Source organism: Mesorhizobium sp. WSM4814 (assembly GCF_055811595.1).
This window is the reverse complement of record NZ_JBVVQT010000002.1, coordinates 215,156-230,833: the sequence shown is the minus strand read 5'-3', so window position 1 is coordinate 230,833 and position 15,678 is coordinate 215,156. Positions and strand designations below refer to the sequence as shown.

At 61.6% G+C, this 15,678-nt stretch carries 14 protein-coding genes and 2 tRNA genes; 6 read left to right on the top strand and 10 right to left on the bottom strand.

The features are described from left to right. Nucleotides 1-8: 8 nt before the first annotated feature. The 4 genes from AC0L2V_RS04380 to AC0L2V_RS04365 form a co-directional block, all read right to left on the bottom strand. Complete coding sequence (locus tag AC0L2V_RS04380) at nucleotides 9-266, bottom strand: acyl carrier protein (protein ID WP_091591461.1); 258 nt, start codon at nucleotides 264-266, stop codon at nucleotides 9-11. A gap of 20 nt (nucleotides 267-286) precedes the next feature. Next, a complete protein-coding gene (asnB, locus tag AC0L2V_RS04375; RefSeq protein WP_473519539.1) occupies nucleotides 287-2,224 on the bottom strand; it encodes an asparagine synthase (glutamine-hydrolyzing) in 1,938 nt (645 codons plus the stop codon). Nucleotides 2,225-2,540: 316 nt separating this feature from the next. Continuing rightward, on the bottom strand, nucleotides 2,541-3,011 hold the full coding sequence (locus tag AC0L2V_RS04370) for a VOC family protein (protein WP_473519538.1): 471 nt from the start codon (nucleotides 3,009-3,011) through the stop codon (nucleotides 2,541-2,543). A 176-nt stretch (nucleotides 3,012-3,187) separates the two neighbouring features. Continuing rightward, nucleotides 3,188-3,263, bottom strand: a tRNA-Val gene (locus AC0L2V_RS04365). A 215-nt stretch (nucleotides 3,264-3,478) separates the two neighbouring features. Between AC0L2V_RS04365 and AC0L2V_RS04360 the strand changes: the two genes are divergently transcribed. Continuing rightward, nucleotides 3,479-3,555: transfer RNA gene (locus AC0L2V_RS04360), tRNA-Asp, on the top strand. 168 nt (nucleotides 3,556-3,723) lie between these two features. Here the strand turns inward: AC0L2V_RS04360 and AC0L2V_RS04355 are convergent. Both AC0L2V_RS04355 and AC0L2V_RS04350 read right to left on the bottom strand, forming a co-directional pair. After that, the gene (locus AC0L2V_RS04355) at nucleotides 3,724-4,830 is read right to left on the bottom strand and encodes a flavodoxin family protein (RefSeq protein ID WP_473519537.1); all 1,107 of its coding nucleotides are present in this window, start codon (nucleotides 4,828-4,830) and stop codon (nucleotides 3,724-3,726) included. A 55-nt stretch (nucleotides 4,831-4,885) separates the two neighbouring features. Then, nucleotides 4,886-5,368: an EF-hand domain-containing protein gene (locus tag AC0L2V_RS04350; protein WP_473519536.1), complete on the bottom strand. Its 483-nt coding sequence runs from the start codon at nucleotides 5,366-5,368 to the stop codon at nucleotides 4,886-4,888. A 403-nt stretch (nucleotides 5,369-5,771) separates the two neighbouring features. Here AC0L2V_RS04350 and AC0L2V_RS04345 point away from each other — a divergent pair, with 403 nt between their 5' ends. Continuing rightward, a complete protein-coding gene (locus tag AC0L2V_RS04345) occupies nucleotides 5,772-6,557 on the top strand; it encodes an ion transporter (protein WP_473519535.1) in 786 nt (261 codons plus the stop codon). Nucleotides 6,558-7,166: 609 nt separating this feature from the next. On the opposite strand, the gene rbsK is transcribed toward AC0L2V_RS04345, so the two are convergent. The 3 genes from rbsK to AC0L2V_RS04330 form a co-directional block, all read right to left on the bottom strand. Then, complete coding sequence (gene rbsK, locus AC0L2V_RS04340) at nucleotides 7,167-8,129, bottom strand: ribokinase (protein WP_473519534.1); 963 nt, start codon at nucleotides 8,127-8,129, stop codon at nucleotides 7,167-7,169. A 4-nt stretch (nucleotides 8,130-8,133) separates the two neighbouring features. Further along, nucleotides 8,134-8,586, bottom strand: coding sequence for an RbsD/FucU family protein (locus AC0L2V_RS04335; RefSeq protein ID WP_287330236.1), 453 nt, complete (start codon nucleotides 8,584-8,586; stop codon nucleotides 8,134-8,136). A 96-nt stretch (nucleotides 8,587-8,682) separates the two neighbouring features. Beyond that, nucleotides 8,683-9,741, bottom strand: coding sequence for an ABC transporter ATP-binding protein (locus AC0L2V_RS04330; RefSeq protein ID WP_473519533.1), 1,059 nt, complete (start codon nucleotides 9,739-9,741; stop codon nucleotides 8,683-8,685). A gap of 293 nt (nucleotides 9,742-10,034) precedes the next feature. On the opposite strand from AC0L2V_RS04330, the gene AC0L2V_RS04325 reads away from it, so the two are divergent. The 4 genes from AC0L2V_RS04325 (at nucleotide 10,035) to AC0L2V_RS04310 (ending at nucleotide 15,220) form a co-directional block, all read left to right on the top strand. Further along, a complete protein-coding gene (locus tag AC0L2V_RS04325) occupies nucleotides 10,035-11,699 on the top strand; it encodes an ABC transporter substrate-binding protein (protein ID WP_473519532.1) in 1,665 nt (554 codons plus the stop codon). 152 nt (nucleotides 11,700-11,851) lie between these two features. Continuing rightward, entirely contained in the window at nucleotides 11,852-12,973 is a 1,122-nt protein-coding gene (locus AC0L2V_RS04320; protein ID WP_473493596.1) for a carbohydrate ABC transporter permease, read from the top strand. A gap of 11 nt (nucleotides 12,974-12,984) precedes the next feature. After that, entirely contained in the window at nucleotides 12,985-13,902 is a 918-nt protein-coding gene (locus AC0L2V_RS04315) for a carbohydrate ABC transporter permease (protein WP_023798337.1), read from the top strand. Between the two features lie 295 nt (nucleotides 13,903-14,197). Beyond that, a complete protein-coding gene (locus AC0L2V_RS04310; protein WP_473519531.1) occupies nucleotides 14,198-15,220 on the top strand; it encodes an aldo/keto reductase in 1,023 nt (340 codons plus the stop codon). A gap of 76 nt (nucleotides 15,221-15,296) precedes the next feature. Here the strand turns inward: AC0L2V_RS04310 and AC0L2V_RS04305 are convergent, their stop codons facing one another. Beyond that, nucleotides 15,297-15,569 (bottom strand): HU family DNA-binding protein, encoded by a 273-nt coding sequence (locus AC0L2V_RS04305; RefSeq protein ID WP_023798342.1) that lies wholly within the window; start codon nucleotides 15,567-15,569, stop codon nucleotides 15,297-15,299. Nucleotides 15,570-15,678: the final 109 nt, after the last annotated feature.

Sequence of the window (15,678 nt, the reverse complement as noted above, 5' to 3'; positions counted from 1 at the left end):
GATCGCGCCTAGACTGCCGGCGCTTTCGCCTTGATGAAGGACGAAATACGGTCAATCGAATCCAGATTGGCCGGCACGATGTCGGAATCGACCATCGCAATGCCGAAGGTATCCTCGATGAACGCCACGAGTTCGACCACGGCGGTCGAGTCGATGATGTCGTTCTCGATCAGCGAGGCTGTATCTGCAAGTTCGTAAGACGTGTCGCCGAACAAGAAATTGTCGACGATAAAGGCTCTGACCTTGTCCTTGATTGTTATCATCATTTTTCCCTTCCCTGGATTCCTCAAGCTGCTCTTGCTGCACTGGCTTCTTGGCCGGTGAAATTCTTCTGCCACAGCTGCGTCGACAGGATGCCGACGAAGGCAGCGTTGTCGCGGAATCCCGACGCTGGCTGCGTGCGGCATTTCTCATGAAGGCTGGCCACCGCCTTGGCGTTGAACAGTCCGCCGGCAGCGATGTTCGCTTCGCTTAAGCAATCACGCACATAGTCCAGTTCCCCGGCTCCAACGAAGGAGCGGGCTTCCGGCGCCCGGTAGGGCTGCTTGGCACGCTCCCCGATCGCGCTGGGAAGCAGATGCCCCGCCGCTTTGCGCAATATGTGCTTTTCGACCAGTCCCTTCAGCTTCATTTCAGGCGGAAGTCTTGCAGCAAATTCCACCAGGCGATGGTCGAGATAGGGAAACCGTCCTTCGATCCCATGCGCCATGGCCATCCGATCGCCTTGGCTGGACAGGATATAGCCCGGCAGCAGGAAGCGGCTTTCGAGATATTGCGCCTGATGCAGCGGGTGCCATAGCGAAAAAGCCTGGGGCAGCCGGCTGACCAGTTCCTCGGCTGCATCATAGCCCTTCAACGTCGCGCGCAGGTCGCCGGAAAAGAAAATCTTCGCCGCCGCCGTGGTCTTGAAGCGCGGCCGATGCGAGAACAGCGGATCGTCGAGCGCAGTGTTGCCGGCGCCGAAGAACGCCGCCAAATACTCCACGGACTGCTGTTGCAGACCCGGCAGATAGGGATAAAGCCTGCGGAACAGCTGCGGCCTGATGCGCGATGCCGGCTGCCGTGCGCAGAACCGACGCACACGCGCTTCCCTAAAAATATCGTAGCCGGCAAAAACCTCGTCGGCGCCCTCGCCGGTCAGCACCACTTTCAGGCCAGCCTCGCGAACGAGGCCGGACAACTGGTAGAGCGGGGCCGGTGCGGTGCGGATGATCGGCCGCTCGGCAAAGCGGATGACTTCGGGGAAGACGCCGGCGATATCGCCGGCCTGGCAGGCAATGGTTCGGTGCCGGGAGCCAAGCGCTGAAGCCATCTCGGTCTGGAAGGCGCTTTCGTCGTGTTCGGCGCTGTCGAACGTCACCGAAAATGTCTGCAGCTGGAGAGGAGTCATGCCGGCGGCAAGCGCTGAGACCAGGGATGAATCGAGCCCGCCCGAAAGATAAGAGCCGACCGGCACGTCGGCGCGCATGCGAAGCCTCACCGCATCGCTCAACAGCGCCTGCAGTTCCTCGGCCGCATGGTCCTCGGTCGTGAGCTTCGAGGGCGCGTCCCGATGCGGATAGTCGAGGTGCCAATAGCGTTTCACCGTGACTTGCCCCGGTGTCGCAATCATCACGCTCGCCGGCTCCAGCTCGTGGATGTTGCGGAAAGCTGTGCGGGGAGCGATCGGCGCCCACAGCGTAAAGACCTGGTCGAGTGCGATCGGATCGATCTCGGCCGAGACGCCAGGAACCTTCAGCAGCGCCTTGATCTCCGACGCGAAGTAAAGCACGCCGTCCCTGTTCGTGTAGAACAGCGGCCGGACACCCATCCGGTCTCGGGCAAGCACCATGCGTCGGCGCCTGTTATCCCATATCGCGAAGGCGAAATCGCCGTTCAGAAGCGACAGGCAGTCTTCGCCCATCTCGTCATACAGCTGCAGGATGACCTCGGTGTCGCTCGACGTGCGAAAGCGCCGGCCCTTGGCTAAAAGCCCTTCGCGCAGTTCCAGGTAGTTGAAAATCTCGCCGTTGAACGCAATCGTCAAATTGCCTGACACGTCGGACATCGGCTGCTGGCCATCACCGATGCCGATCACCGACAGCCGCGCATGGCCGAGCCCAGCGTCGGCTGCTACAAATTTCCCTTGTTCATCCGGCCCGCGATGGGCGATCGCAGCGATCATCCGCGCAAGCAAAGCTTCCGCATCCCGGATCGAACCGAAATAGCCCCCGAATCCGCACATTGCTATGACTCATATATCGGTGAGATACGGAACATAACCGTGATAGCGGACTCAAGCGTTAACTGGATAATGTCGGCTGACACATGGTTAACAACAATTAAAAGACAAGGTACTTTTTTGTTCTATTATCTCTTCCCGGATAAAAGTATATTTCAACGCTAAACGCAATTTTTGTTCGAGCAACGGCGGCGCGATAGCGTTGCCCCGCCTGACCGACTCGCGCAGCGACTCCAGTCCTCATCGGAGGTAGCTGATAGCACAGTAAAGGCCGATGACTGGAGAACAGGTGTGAGGCAGCCCAATGCGGCCTTCGCGATCAGTCTGGCCAAAGCTCCCGCTTGCGTTCTTCAAAGCCGAGCACGCGTTTGCTATCGGTCCACCGCGCGACCTCGCCCTCCATTCCATCCGGGTCCTTGAAGCTCACAAGACGGACAGCGCCGAAATCTGTAATGGTCCCATCCGAAGCGCCGGCCTTCACCAGACGTCGCCTGACTTCCTGCAAGCACTCTTCATCGTGTACCTTCAGCGCAGGATGATCTATGTGACCTCTCTTGCCCATCTGCATCGACCCATCTTCATACCCCGTTGGTTCCGGCATTTGGAACGGATGAAGGGCAAAGCCACCTCCAACGTCGATTAGTGAGTGACGAAGAGTGCCGCCACCGGGACCGGGCTCGGACAGATCGAACTTCGTTTCCGCGTCGAAGATTTCTTCATAAAAGCGAATGAAACGGTCCATGTCGTGTGTGAAAAGCGTCAGATGGTGCGCTCCAACCGTTACAGGCATGCCGAACCTCCCTTGCCGATAATATGACGAGCATACCATCTCGCGTTGAACCGGGCGACCTGGAGCCGCGGTACATCACTGAACGCGAACGGGCCGATTCGGTCCGCAAAGCGGCTGTTCGATACGGGTTTCGTGGCGGCTGCTGAACCGGAAAACCTCAAACCCTTGAGAAAACATGGTGGGCGATGACGGGCTCGAACCGCCGACATCTTCGGTGTAAACGAAGCGCTCTACCAACTGAGCTAATCGCCCGCTCCGGGGCGGACCTTTAAGCAGTTAGGACCGGGTTCGCAAGGCCAAATGAGCGCGCAACGCCCTCGCCGCTGGTCGTTTTCGGCGGCAAAATCCGGCTTGTCAAAAAACCTTCTCCTGTTTGCCGTTATGCTGTCGCGCTCCGCTTGACACCCGGTGGCTTACGCCTTATCCACCGCCCCAACGACGAACACGGCTGACCGTGCTCGTCTTGCGCGGGTGTAGCTCAGTTGGTTAGAGTGCCGGCCTGTCACGCCGGAGGTCGCGGGTTCGAGCCCCGTCACTCGCGCCATTTTCAATCACTTAGCTGATTGGAAATGTAAAAAAACTCTGAATGCCGGACCGGCAATTCAGATATTCGGGTCGACCTTGGCGCCCGATAAATCTAGCGTTTGGTCTGATTTTTAGAGATCCGTTCGATCTGGCCCATCACCGCTTGCGGATCGCCGTTCTAGTGTTCCTATTTTTGCCTCGGGTCTTCCAGGCCGATGCCGATCTGACGGAAACGGCCCGCCCGACGTTCGATGACGGCTTCGGCGAGCGAGCGGGCGGCGTTGCGAACTTCTTCCTGGATTGTCTCGTCGGCATCGAGTTCCTCATGGCTTGTGGCGTACGGCTTCCAGTAACCGATGTAGCGGTCGAGCTCGGCGCTCGGGCCGGCCGGCGACAACTTCATGAAGCGCAGCCAGTCAGCGATGGAATGCCGCACATTCTCCGCACCTTCGACATCGCCGTGCACGATCACAGAAAACAGCCTGCCTGCCAGATGACGCGGATAGTCCCACCCGGCCAGCTCTACCTGCTTTGCCTTTGCCGCATCCTTGCCTTGTGTCAGCGAGGGGTCTGGATTGCCACCGTCAGCGCAGACAAGCCTGTCCATCATCAGTTTGACAGGCGAGGAAACCTGATACCAATTCACCGGCGAGATGATCATGATGCCATGGGCGGCGACCCACATCGGGTAGATTTCGTTCATCCAGTCCTGAACTTGCCCAAGCGAATGGTTGGGATAGCACGAACAGGGCCAATGACAGAGCGGAGCGGCCGTCGAAAAGCACGCCTTGCACGGATGGATCATCCTCCCGTATTCGGAAGCAAGTCGTGACAGATCGAGAATTTCGACCGCAAGTTTCGTTTCCTTGTCGATGGTCTCACGGGCGATTTCGGCGAGCCGAAAACTCTTCGACATTTCGCCGGGACAGGTGTGCTCGCTGCGCGACGACCCGTTGATGATCAATAGACGCGGCGGCACCGTCAGATCCTCGTACCGACGCTGCGCCTGCAGCACCGCTTCGTGCGCCGCAATCCAATCGACGGACAGATCGTAGTCGGGGTCGCTGAACGCAGGACCGGCTTTCCTCGTGATCGGGCTCTTGCGGGAATCCGCGTAAGCCTGCCAGGCGATCGAAGCGATTTGCTCAATCGACTGGGCGAGCGGTTCGAACGCTGGATCGACGAATTGCTGCTTGTACCTCGCCTTGAAGGCTTTCTCACTCAGTCTGGGACTAGCCATGCCCTTGCGAGGCGCCGGGGCTTTCCCGGCAGACTTGCCAACGAGACCAGCCATTTCCGAATTCCCTTTCCCGAATTCTCGTCCAGGAACGCGCAAGATTTGCAGTGATTTATTCGCCCGTTCCGTCGGCGCCTCCGTGGAAGAAGGATCGAATTTCCTCCCTGTCGATGCTGTCGTCGCCGTCCTCGTCGACGGCGCTGAATATCCGCTCGACAAAATCCTGAACCTCGGTTTGAGACAGCGCACCATCGCCGTCGGCGTCGACTATGGCGAACATCATTCGCATCCGTGCGCCATGCATCATCCCGCCTCCCATTCGGCGTCCGTCAGGCCGTCGGAAATCGCGATGCCAACGGTCGCCACCTCGTCGTTCTGCTCGGGGGCGGCGATGCTCCGGCATTCTCTCCTCCAGCATCTCAGTCATCATCTCACGCATCATTTGGCGCATGGAGTCTTCGGTTGTTCCGCCTGGCGATGGTTGTGAACCTTGTGCAGGTGCGGCGGGCGCAGGTGGGCTCGTCTGGGATAGCGCCGGCGAGGCCAGCATAGCCAACGCCGCGGCAAGTGCTGTGGTTTTGCTTGCTGATGTCATCGTATTCTCCTTCGGAGAGACCGAACATGTCGTCCAAGCCAAACCCGCTGCTCCCGACATGGTTCCTGGCGCGTTGCAACGCTGGTGATTGGTGAAGGCGCCGATGACGGCCAATCTCCCCCCTTGAGGGGGAGATGCCCGGCAGGGCAGAGGGGGTCGGTTCGACTGGGCGCGGCCTTCTCTCTTGCGACAGTGGAGGTTGGTGCATTACGTGAGACGACCCCCTCTGGCCTGCTGGCCATCTCCCCCTCAAGGGGGGGATCAGTAGCTTAGCCGCAGCATTCTTCGGCTGTTTCGACTTTTTGTATCCGGTGCGCCACAAGCCGGCCATATGCGTTTGAGCATTGGAGTTTCCATGCCCGGTTCCCATTTTCGGGTCCGATGCTCTAACGGAGAAGAAGCCTTGGATGCCCTGAAATCGCTGATCGAATCGCGCCGCTTCGACCTCGCGATCATGGTCCTGATCCTGATCAACGCCGTCACGCTCGGCCTCGAAACCTCGCCCGACGCGATTGCTGCCTTTGGCCCGCTGCTAACGGCCATCGACCGCGCGATCCTCGGCGTCTTCGTGCTCGAACTCGCGATCCGGCTGGTCGTCTACCGGACGCGTTTCTTCCGCGATCCATGGCGCATCTTCGACCTCTTCGTCGTCGGTTTCGCGCTGATCCCCACGACCGGTTCGCTCTCGGTGCTGCGGGCGCTGCGGATCCTGCGGGTGCTGCGCCTGATCAGCATCGTTCCTTCGCTGCGCCGTGTCGTCACCGGCTTCATCACCGCCCTGCCCGGCATGGGCTCGATCATGCTGTTGCTCGGGCTGGTGTTCTACGTCTTTGCGGTGATGGCGACGAAGCTCTACGGCGCGTCGTTTCCCGAACTGTTCGGCGGCATACCGGCGTCGCTGTTCACGCTTTTCCAGGTCATGACTCTCGAAGGCTGGTCGGACGGCGTGGTGCGCCCGGTCATGGAGGTCTATCCGGCCGCCTGGCTGTTCTTCATCCCGTTCATCATCGCGACCTCGTTCACCGTGCTCAATCTGTTCATCGGCGTGATCGTTTCGGCGATGGAGGCCGAGCATGAAGCCGTGGAATCGGCCGACAGGGCGACGCTGCACAGCGATCAGGCGATGATCCTGGCGGAATTGCAGGCACTGCGGGCGGAGGTCCGCGAATTGACCGGCGTTCGCGGCTAGAGCGCCTCCGCGAGCATTGCAAAACACCGTCGGCGGCTTGTGATGGGTGCCATGAAAGAGCCCGCCGCTTCATTTGCGAAGCGGCGGGTCCCCCAATACCCCCTCGATTGCCAGGTCAAGATTGCCCCCCGGCTTCGCTGACCGTGCAATTGCGGCGCCAGACCCAGTGACCCATTACGGGACACCTATGCCAAAGACGCAAGACGGGTTTGGCGATTCATATTCACTGTGGCTAATATGTCACCGTGGGTCGGAGATGACGGCCAATCTCGCCCCTTGAGGGGGAGATGTCCGGCAGACAGAGGGGGTCGGTTCGACTGGGCGCGGCCTTCTCTCTTGCGACAGAGGAGGTTGGCGCATTACGTCAGACGACCCCCTCTGTCGCCTTCGGCGACATCTCCCCCTCAAGGGGGGAGATCAGCAGCTTCGACTTCGCCCACACGCTGGTGATTGGCGAAGGCGCCGATGACGGCCAATCTCCCCCCTTGAGCGGGAGATGCCCGGCAAGGCAGAGGGGGTCGGTTCGACTGGGCGCGGCCTCCTGCGGCAGATCAAGGCTGGCGCTTTACGCGCGGCGACCCCCTCTGTCGCCTTCGGCGACATCTCCCCTCAAGGGGGGAGATCAGCAGCTTCGGCCTCGGCGAGCAGCGCCTCGACCTCTTGCAGCGTCGGCATCGACGGCGCCGTGCCCGGCCGGGTGACCGAGATGCCGGCGACGGCGCAGGCGAAGCGGACTGCTTGCAGCGGTTCCACGCCTCTCGCAAGTGCTGCGGCTAGGCCGCCATTGAAGGCGTCACCTGCGCCGGTTGTCTCGACGACGGTGCCGGCATTGATCGCGCCGACATGGTCGGATCGGCTGGCCGTGTGCAGCAGCGCGCCCTGTTCGCCGAGCGTCACGATAATCGCGCCGGCGCCTTTTCCAAGCAAACGATCGGCGGCGCGGCGGGCGTCGTCGATGGACGACACCTTGATGCCGGTCAGTTCCTCGGCCTCGGTCTCGTTGGGCGTGACATAGTCGCAGAGCGTGTAGATGCGCTCGGGCAGGCTTGCCGCGGGCGCCGGGTTGAGGATGGTCGTCACCCCTGCCCCGCGCGCGATCTCCAGCGCCCGCATCGCCGCCTCGATCGGCTGCTCGAGCTGGGTTACGAAAACGCCGGCCGAGCGGATCAGGCCGGCGTTAGCCTCGATGTCGTCGGGCGAAATCAGCATGGCCGCACCCGGGCTGACGATGATGGCGTTGTTGCCGCTCGTCTCCTCGACGAAGATATAGGCCGCACCCGTATAACTCTCCGGCGTGTCGATGACGTCGCTCTTCACCCCGGCCTGCGTCCAGGTTTGCCTGGCCATGTCGGCAAAGGGATCGACGCCAAGGCGCGTCAAAAAAGTGATGTCGGCGCCGAGACGGCCGGCCGCGACCGCCTGGTTGGAGCCCTTGCCGCCCGGGCCGAGGGTGAAGGATGTTCCAAGGATCGTCTCGCCCATGCGCGGCTGGCGGGCGGCGCGGTAGGCGGTGTCGGCGACGAAGACGCCCAATATGACGACAGGCTTGATGACGACAGGCTTGCCTGGCATCCCGCTACTCCGCGTCCGGCGGAACGACGCCCTTGCGGAAGGCAAAACAGCCATAGAAGCGGCGCTCGCCGGTCTGGATGACGCAATAGGCCTTTTTGGCACGTTCGTAGAAGGCGTAGCGCTCGACCGAAATCATCGGCCAGGCCTTGCCCTCCGCAGCATCGATCTCGCTTTGCACTTCTTGCTGCACGGCGGGGATCTCGTCCGGCTTGCCGACGATCTCCATGCGGGCGGCGGCATCGTCGACGAAAGTGTCCAGCGGATAGAGCGACAGCACCGCCTTGACCACGTCAGCGGCCGGCGCATCGATGCGCAGCAGCCGACCGAGCACCGTCTGGCGCGCCACCGAATCGGAGGGGAAGTTGGTGTCGGCGATGATCAAATCGTCGCCATGGCCCATCGCCCGCAACGCCTGGAGCACGTCGGCATTGAGCAGCGGATTGATCCCTTTGAGCATAGTTGCCTCCCGAACGGGCTTTTTGATGCGAAGCCTGGCGCATGATCCCGAAGCGCTGTCGGTTTTCGGACAAGATCATGCGCAATTCAAAGTGTTTTAGAGACGATTGCCGGTCTCTGCGTCGAAGAGATGGACCTGGTCGAGCCGCGGTTTCAGATGCAGCGTGTCGCCCGGCTTAAAGTCGTGGCGCTCGCGGAACAGCGCCACCATCTCGCCCTCGCCGAAACGCAGAAACACCAGCGTTTCGGAACCGGTCGGCTCGACGACGGAAATCTTCGCCGGCACGCCGCGGGGGTGGATTTCGAGATGCTCGGGCCGGACGCCGTAGACGACATTGCGCCCGTCCTCCACCTTGCTGCTCGCAGCCATCGGGAACGGCGTCCCTGCGATCTCGACGATGGGCTTGTCGCCCTTGCGCACCACGCCCTTGAGCAGGTTCATCGACGGCGAGCCGATGAAGCCGGCGACGAACAGATTGGCCGGCCGGTCGAACAGTTCCAGCGGCGCGCCGACCTGCTCGATGCGGCCGTCGCGCATCACGACGATCTTGTCGGCCATGGTCATGGCCTCGATCTGGTCGTGCGTGACATAGATGGTGGTGGTCTTCAGCCGCTGGTGCAGTTCCTTGATCTCGGTGCGCATCTGGACGCGCAGCTTGGCGTCGAGGTTAGACAGCGGCTCGTCGAACAAAAACACCTGCGGGTTGCGCACGATGGCGCGACCCATGGCGACGCGCTGGCGCTGGCCGCCCGAGAGCTGGCGCGGATAGCGCTTGAGATAGGGGTTGAGATCGAGGATATCGGCGGCGCGCTTGACCCGCTCGGCGACATCGGCCGGATCGGTCTTGCGCAGTTTTAGCGCAAAGGCCATGTTCTGCTCGACCGTCTTGTGCGGATAGAGCGCGTAGTTCTGGAACACCATGGCGATGTCGCGCTTGGCCGGCGGCAGATGGTTGACGACACGGTCGCCGATGGCGATCGTGCCGCCGGAAACGGTCTCCAGCCCCGCCACCATCCTGAGCAGCGTGGACTTGCCGCACCCCGAAGGGCCGACCAGCACCACGAACTGCCCGTCGGCGATATCGACGCTGACACCGTGCAGGACCTTGACGGTTCCGAACGCCTTGGCCACATTGCTGATCGCGACTTGAGCCATTGGCCCCCCTTTCGTTGCGGTGAAGCTAAACAACGCAAACAGCGAGGGCAAGTCAGTCTTTTATAGATAAAAAACTCTGTTCGCGTTTGACACGGCACCTGGTTGTGAGAATAGTGAAAGGGCTCGGGTTTTGACCCTGTTCCGGGCGCGCCGGCACGGTGGTCGGACCACGGAAGTCGAAGCGTTGCGGAGGAAAACTTGGGCCGCTATTTCTGGGAGCCGCTGTTGTTGGGGAACATTTCCAGCGCTCCAAACACCCGAACAATCACCATAGAGATTCTGGGAGGAACGAAATGAAAGTCAGCCTTTACAACCAATTCATGCGCGCGGGAGCCACGCGCCGCGATGTCCTCAAGGGCGCGGCCAGCATGGCCGCGGTCGCAGCGGCATCCGGCGCCGGGCTTGGCGCGCTGACGCGCCCGGCTTCCGCGGCAAGCGAATTGCGCGCGCAGATCCTGCAGATCCCCGGTGTCGGCAAGGGCCAGCCGACCGATGCCGACTTCCAGCAGGTCGGCGAGCTTTGCCTGGAGGCGACCAAGGCCAGCGTCAAGGAAGGCGAATTCGCCGGCGTCCAGCTCACCTTCATGGGGCTCAACAACCAGAACCTGCACAATGTGCTGTTTCGCGGCTTCCTGAAGCCGTGGGAGACCTATACCGGCGCCAAGATCAACTGGATCGACCTGGCGCAGGCGGACTACAACGCCCGCCTGCAGCAGTCGATCGCCACCGGCACCGTCGATTTCGACATCATCGAGATGGGCGCGCCGTTCGAAGGCGACGTCTGCGGCAAGGGCCTCACCTCCGAAATGCCGGACTGGGTCAAGGACCAGATCGACATGAAGGACGTCGTGGCCTATCTGCAGCCACCGGTCGGCACCTGGGACGGCAAGCAGTACCGCGTGACCGTCGACGGCGACGCGCACAATTTCAACTACCGCACCGACGTGTTTGCCGATGCCGACCTCGCCAAGGCGTGGAAGGACGGCGGCGGTGGCGGTGAATGGGGCGTGCCGAAGACCTGGCAGCAGGTGCAGGCGGTGACAAAGTTCCTCAAGGGCAAGCAGTTCCAGGGCCAGGACGTTTTTGGCTATCTCGACGCGCCCAAGGCGTGGGGCGGCTTCGGATTCTATTTCCTCGGCAGCCGGGCCAGCGCCTATGCCAAGCATCCCGACGACAAGGCCTGGCTGTTCGATGCCGATACGATGAAGCCGCGCATCAACAATCCGGCCTGGGTGCGGGCGATCCAGGACGTGATCGACGCGCTGCCGTCCGAGCCTGCCGACCAGATCAACGCCGACCCGAACACCACCGCCTTCCAGCAGTTCCTGGCCGGCACCGGTTCGATGGTCACCTGGTGGGGCGACGTCGGCTCCAACGTCAAGACCAACGACAGTTCTGTCGTCGGCGACGTCACCGGCTTCTCGATCCTGCCTGGCTCGGACGACGTCTACAATTCCAAGACCGGCCAGTGGGACAAGCTCGCAAGCGGCCCGAATTATTCGCCGAACTGCGCCTATCTCGGCTGGGGCGTCTACGTCATGGCACGGGTCGACAGCGACGAAAAGAAGAAGAAGGCGGCCTGGTCTGCCGCTGCCCATCTCGGCGGCAAGGACCTGTCGCTCTGGTGCGCAGCATATCCGTCCGGCTTCCAACCCTACCGCAACTCGCATTTCGACATTCCGGAATGGGTGGCGGCCGGTTACGACGAGGCTTTCATCACCTCGTATCTGAAATCGGAGGCCGACAGTTACAACCATCCGAACGCCGCGATCGAGCCGCGTATCCCCGGCATCTTCCAATATTACAGCGCCGCCGAAGACATCCTGGCCAACACCTTTGCCGGAAAGATGACGGCGCAAGAAGGCGCTGACGCCATCGCAGCCGCCTGGGAGAAGCTGACCGACCAGATCGGTCGCGACAACCAAATCAAGCTCTACAAGGCCTCGCTCGGCATGTAGGTTGAGATTTTGGGAACCGCGGTCCGGCGACGCAAAGCCGCCGGACCCTAGTTTGATCGGCCAGCCGGTCATAACAGTTTGACCGGCCAGCCGGTCATAACAACTTGACCGGCCAGCCGGTCATAGCAGCCTTCAGTGAACGGACGAGACGCGTGGCAGACCAGACTTTGCCCACCAGTGCGTGGCCGGCAAACGCCGCTCCATCCGATCTGATATCGCCGGGCCGCAGGCGGCTCGGCCGGGCGTTGATGGCCGTTGCGACGCTCGGCCTTCTGGCCGTGATCGCAGTTCAGATCCTTTACAAGTCAGAGGTCAACACGATCGGCTTCGAGACCTGGCGGCCGGTCGTCTATGCCTACGTGCTGTGGGGTATAGCACTCGGCATCGGCCAGGTGCTGACGCGCGGCGAAGACGGCCAGCGCGCGCTGTTCCTGCTGCCGGCGCTGCTGTTCACCATCGCCATGGTGATCTTCCCGACGCTGTTCGGCTTCTACATCGCGCTGACCGACTGGAATCTCAGTTCCTTCTCCGGCCGCAAGTTCAACGGGCTCGACAATTTCTGGCAGATGCTGGCCGATCCCTATTACCGCAACGCGCTGTTCAACATGGTGCTCTATGTGCTGGCGGTGCTGGTCGAATACGTCATCGCCTTCGGCCTCGCTTTGCTGCTCAACGCACAGATCCGCGCGCGTAAATTCTTCCGTGTCGTCTTCCTCATGCCGTTGATGCTGTCGCCGGTCGCGGTGTCGTGGATGATCGGCAAGTCGCTGATGGAATACCGCTTCGGGCCGGCCGCCGCGCTGGCGCGCCAGCTCGGCTGGGAAAACCCCGCCTTCTTCTCAAACCCGATCACCGCCCGCATCTCGATCATGGTGCTGGATGCCTGGACGTTCATCCCGTTCATGATGATCATGCTGCTCGCCGGGCTTCAGGCAATGTCGCGCGAGGTGCTCGAGGCGGCCAGGGTCGACGGCGCCAATGCCTGGCAGACGTTCTGGCAGGTCACGTTTCCGCTGATGCTGCCGGTATCGGTGACGGCGATCATCCTGCGCATCATCTTCAAGCTGAAGCTGGCCGACATCATCATCACCGTCACCTCGGGCGGCCCGGGCGGCGCGACCGATTCCGTGTCGAGCTTCATCTACCGCGAGTATCGCGACCGCTCGAATGTCGGCTACGGCACCATGCTGGCGATGGCCTACCTCATCATCATCATCGTGTTCGTGACGTGGCTGTTGAAATTCGCCAATCGCTTCGTGCGCAACGTCAATTGACAGGCGGCCAGATGAGCGTCCAGACCACCGACTATGCCGCTTCCGAAATCCGCTCGCCGGCGAGCTTTTTCGCCAACCGCGTCTTCATCTATGGCGCGCTGGTGTTCTGGGCCTTCATCTGCCTGTTCCCGATCTACTGGACGATAACCACCTCGTTCAAGACCGCGGTCGACGTCACCCAGGGCCATCTCATCCCGTTCGTCGACTTCCGGCCGGACTGGAAGGGCTGGCGCTCGCTCGGCCTGTCGCCGGATGCGATCTTCCGGACCTCGACGGTGCGCGACGAGTTCATCAAGCGCTTCATGAATTCGGTCATCACCTCGGTCGGCGCATCGAGCCTCGCTATCGTCATTGGCAGCCTCGCCGCCTACGGCCTCACCCGCTTCCGCTATCACTTCGCCTGGTTCAAGAACGAGGACATCTCCTTCTTCTTCCTGTCGCAGTTGATCCTGCCGCCGGTGGTGCTCGCCCTGCCCTTTCTCGTGCTGTACCGGGAAGTCGGCATGCTCGACACGCGCATCGGGCTGATCCTGCTCTACACGCTGATGGTGCTGCCGATCGTTATCTGGATCATGCGCGACCAGTTCAACTCGATCCCGGTCGAACTGGAGGAAGCAGCCCTCGTCGACGGCCTGTCGATCTGGGGCGCCTTCTTCCGCATCGTCATGCCGATCGCGCTGCCGGGCATGGTCGCGGCGTTCATCCTGGCGATGGTGCTGTGCTGGAACGAGTATTTCTTCGCCGCACTGCTGACCTCGACCGACGCAAAAACCATTCCCGTGATGGTGGCGAGCCAGACCGGCTCGCAGGGCATCAACTGGTGGTCGATGGCCGCACTCGCCACCGCCGCGATAACACCGCTCGCCGTCATCGGCATCGCGCTGGAGCGCTACCTCATCATGGGCATGACCGCAGGCGCGGTGAAGTAGCGGTTGCTTCTTCCCTTCTCCCCTTGTGGGAGAAGGTGGATCGGCGCGCAGCGCCGAGACGGATGAGGGGTGCTGGAAGAAATGAGGCGTTGGCGTTCCCTGGAACACCCCTCATCCGTCCGCTTCGCGGCCACCTTCTCCCACAAGGAGGGTTTTGCACAGAGATTCTGTTCACGAGACGTCTCAGAATCAGACGCGAACAAACCAGAATCGAAGACGGAACCTTGTTCTTCTGTGCAAAGCCCTCACAAGGGGAGAAGGAAGAACCGCGCTAGAAATAAGGAAACGGCAGCATATGAAGACACGGCATTTCGACCGCATCGGCAATGGCGGCATCAGTTTCACGGAACTCGGCTTCGGCACGGCGCCGCTCGGCAATCTCTATCGTGCCGTCTCCGACGAGGATGCCAACGCCACCCTGGAGGCTGCATGGCGGGTCGGCTGCCGCTACTACGACACCGCACCGCTCTACGGGCTTGGCCTGTCGGAAACGCGGCTCAATCCGTTCCTGCGCTCGAAAAGGCGCGACGACTATGTGCTGTCGAGCAAGGTCGGCCGCATCATGCGCGCCTGCCCGCCGGACCAGCGCACCGGCATCGGCAAGTTCTTCGACACGCCGTCGCGCCGCGAGGTCTACGACTACAGCTATGACGGGGTCATGCGCTCCTTCGAAGCCTCGCTGGAACGCCTCGGCGTGGACCGCATTGACATCCTTTTCGTGCATGACGTCGACGTCTTCACGCATGGCAGCAAGGAGGCCGCGGACCAGCGCATCGAGGAGTTCATGCGCTCGGGCTATTACGGGCTGCTGTCCCTGCGTGACCAGGGCATCATCAAGGCGTTCGGCGGCGGCATCAACGAATGGCAGGTTGCCCAGACGCTAGCCGAGCGCGGTGACTTCGACCTGTTCCTGCTTGCCGGGCGCTATACGCTGCTGGAGCAGGAGGCGCTGCAATCCTTCCTGCCGCTATGCCAGAAGCGCGGCATCGGCATCGTTCTCGGCGGGCCGTATAATTCCGGCATCCTGGCAACCGGTCCGAAGCCCGGCGCCTACTACGATTATACCGAGGCGCCGCAGGACATCATCGACCGCGTCACGCGCATCGAGGCTGTCTGCAAGCGCCACGGTGTGCGCCTGATCGAGGCGGCACTGCAATTTCCGCTGCTGCACCCTTCGGTCGTGTCGGTGATCCCCGGCGGCCAGCGGCCGAGCGAGGTCGAAAGCAATCGGTCGCTGCTCGACGCGAAGCTGCCATCGGCACTCTGGGCCGATCTCAAGCAGGAAGGGCTGATGCGCGCCGATGCACCGACGGCATAGAGCCCGCCAAAGTGGGCGCGAAAGAAAAGCCGGGCATGCCCGGCTTTTCTGGTCTCTGAAAAGGGTACGAAGGCGCTTAGTTGACTGCGTCCTTGAGGCCCTTGCCGGCTGAAAACTTCGGCACGGTGCGCGCCGGAATCTGCACTTCGGCGCCGGTCTGCGGATTGCGGCCGGTCGAGGCAGCGCGTTTTGACACGGTGAAATTTCCGAAGCCGACAAGCCGGACATCGCCGCCCTTCTTCAGTTCGCCGGTGATGACGGAGAACACCGCATCGACCGCCGACTGCGCGTCACCCTTCGAAATACTCGCGGCGTCGGCGACAGCGGACACCAGTTCGTTCTTGTTCATAAAAATTCCCTTCCATGAGAAACCGGAACATACGACTCATCCGGCAGGAAACGGACTTTAGAAAGAAGCGCTTCCGCAACCAAGTCGAAAAGCGTCAAAAGAGTCGAAA

Bases quoted from the DNA above. Each gene is read 5' to 3' on its own strand.
- asnB (WP_473519539.1), bottom strand. From the start codon at position 2,224: ATGTGCGGATTCGGGGGCTATTTCGGTTCGATCCGGGATGCGGAAGCT.
- rbsK (WP_473519534.1), bottom strand. From the start codon at position 8,129: ATGCCAGGCAAGCCTGTCGTCATCAAGCCTGTCGTCATATTGGGCGTC.
- AC0L2V_RS04335 (WP_287330236.1), bottom strand. From the start codon at position 8,586: ATGCTCAAAGGGATCAATCCGCTGCTCAATGCCGACGTGCTCCAGGCG.
- AC0L2V_RS04310 (WP_473519531.1), top strand. From the start codon at position 14,198: ATGAAGACACGGCATTTCGACCGCATCGGCAATGGCGGCATCAGTTTC.
- AC0L2V_RS04380 (WP_091591461.1), bottom strand. From the start codon at position 266: ATGATGATAACAATCAAGGACAAGGTCAGAGCCTTTATCGTCGACAAT.
- AC0L2V_RS04370 (WP_473519538.1), bottom strand. From the start codon at position 3,011: ATGCCTGTAACGGTTGGAGCGCACCATCTGACGCTTTTCACACACGAC.
- AC0L2V_RS04350 (WP_473519536.1), bottom strand. From the start codon at position 5,368: ATGACATCAGCAAGCAAAACCACAGCACTTGCCGCGGCGTTGGCTATG.
- AC0L2V_RS04305 (WP_023798342.1), bottom strand. From the start codon at position 15,569: ATGAACAAGAACGAACTGGTGTCCGCTGTCGCCGACGCCGCGAGTATT.
- AC0L2V_RS04330 (WP_473519533.1), bottom strand. From the start codon at position 9,741: ATGGCTCAAGTCGCGATCAGCAATGTGGCCAAGGCGTTCGGAACCGTC.
- AC0L2V_RS04315 (WP_023798337.1), top strand. From the start codon at position 12,985: ATGAGCGTCCAGACCACCGACTATGCCGCTTCCGAAATCCGCTCGCCG.
- AC0L2V_RS04355 (WP_473519537.1), bottom strand. From the start codon at position 4,830: ATGGCTGGTCTCGTTGGCAAGTCTGCCGGGAAAGCCCCGGCGCCTCGC.
- AC0L2V_RS04325 (WP_473519532.1), top strand. From the start codon at position 10,035: ATGAAAGTCAGCCTTTACAACCAATTCATGCGCGCGGGAGCCACGCGC.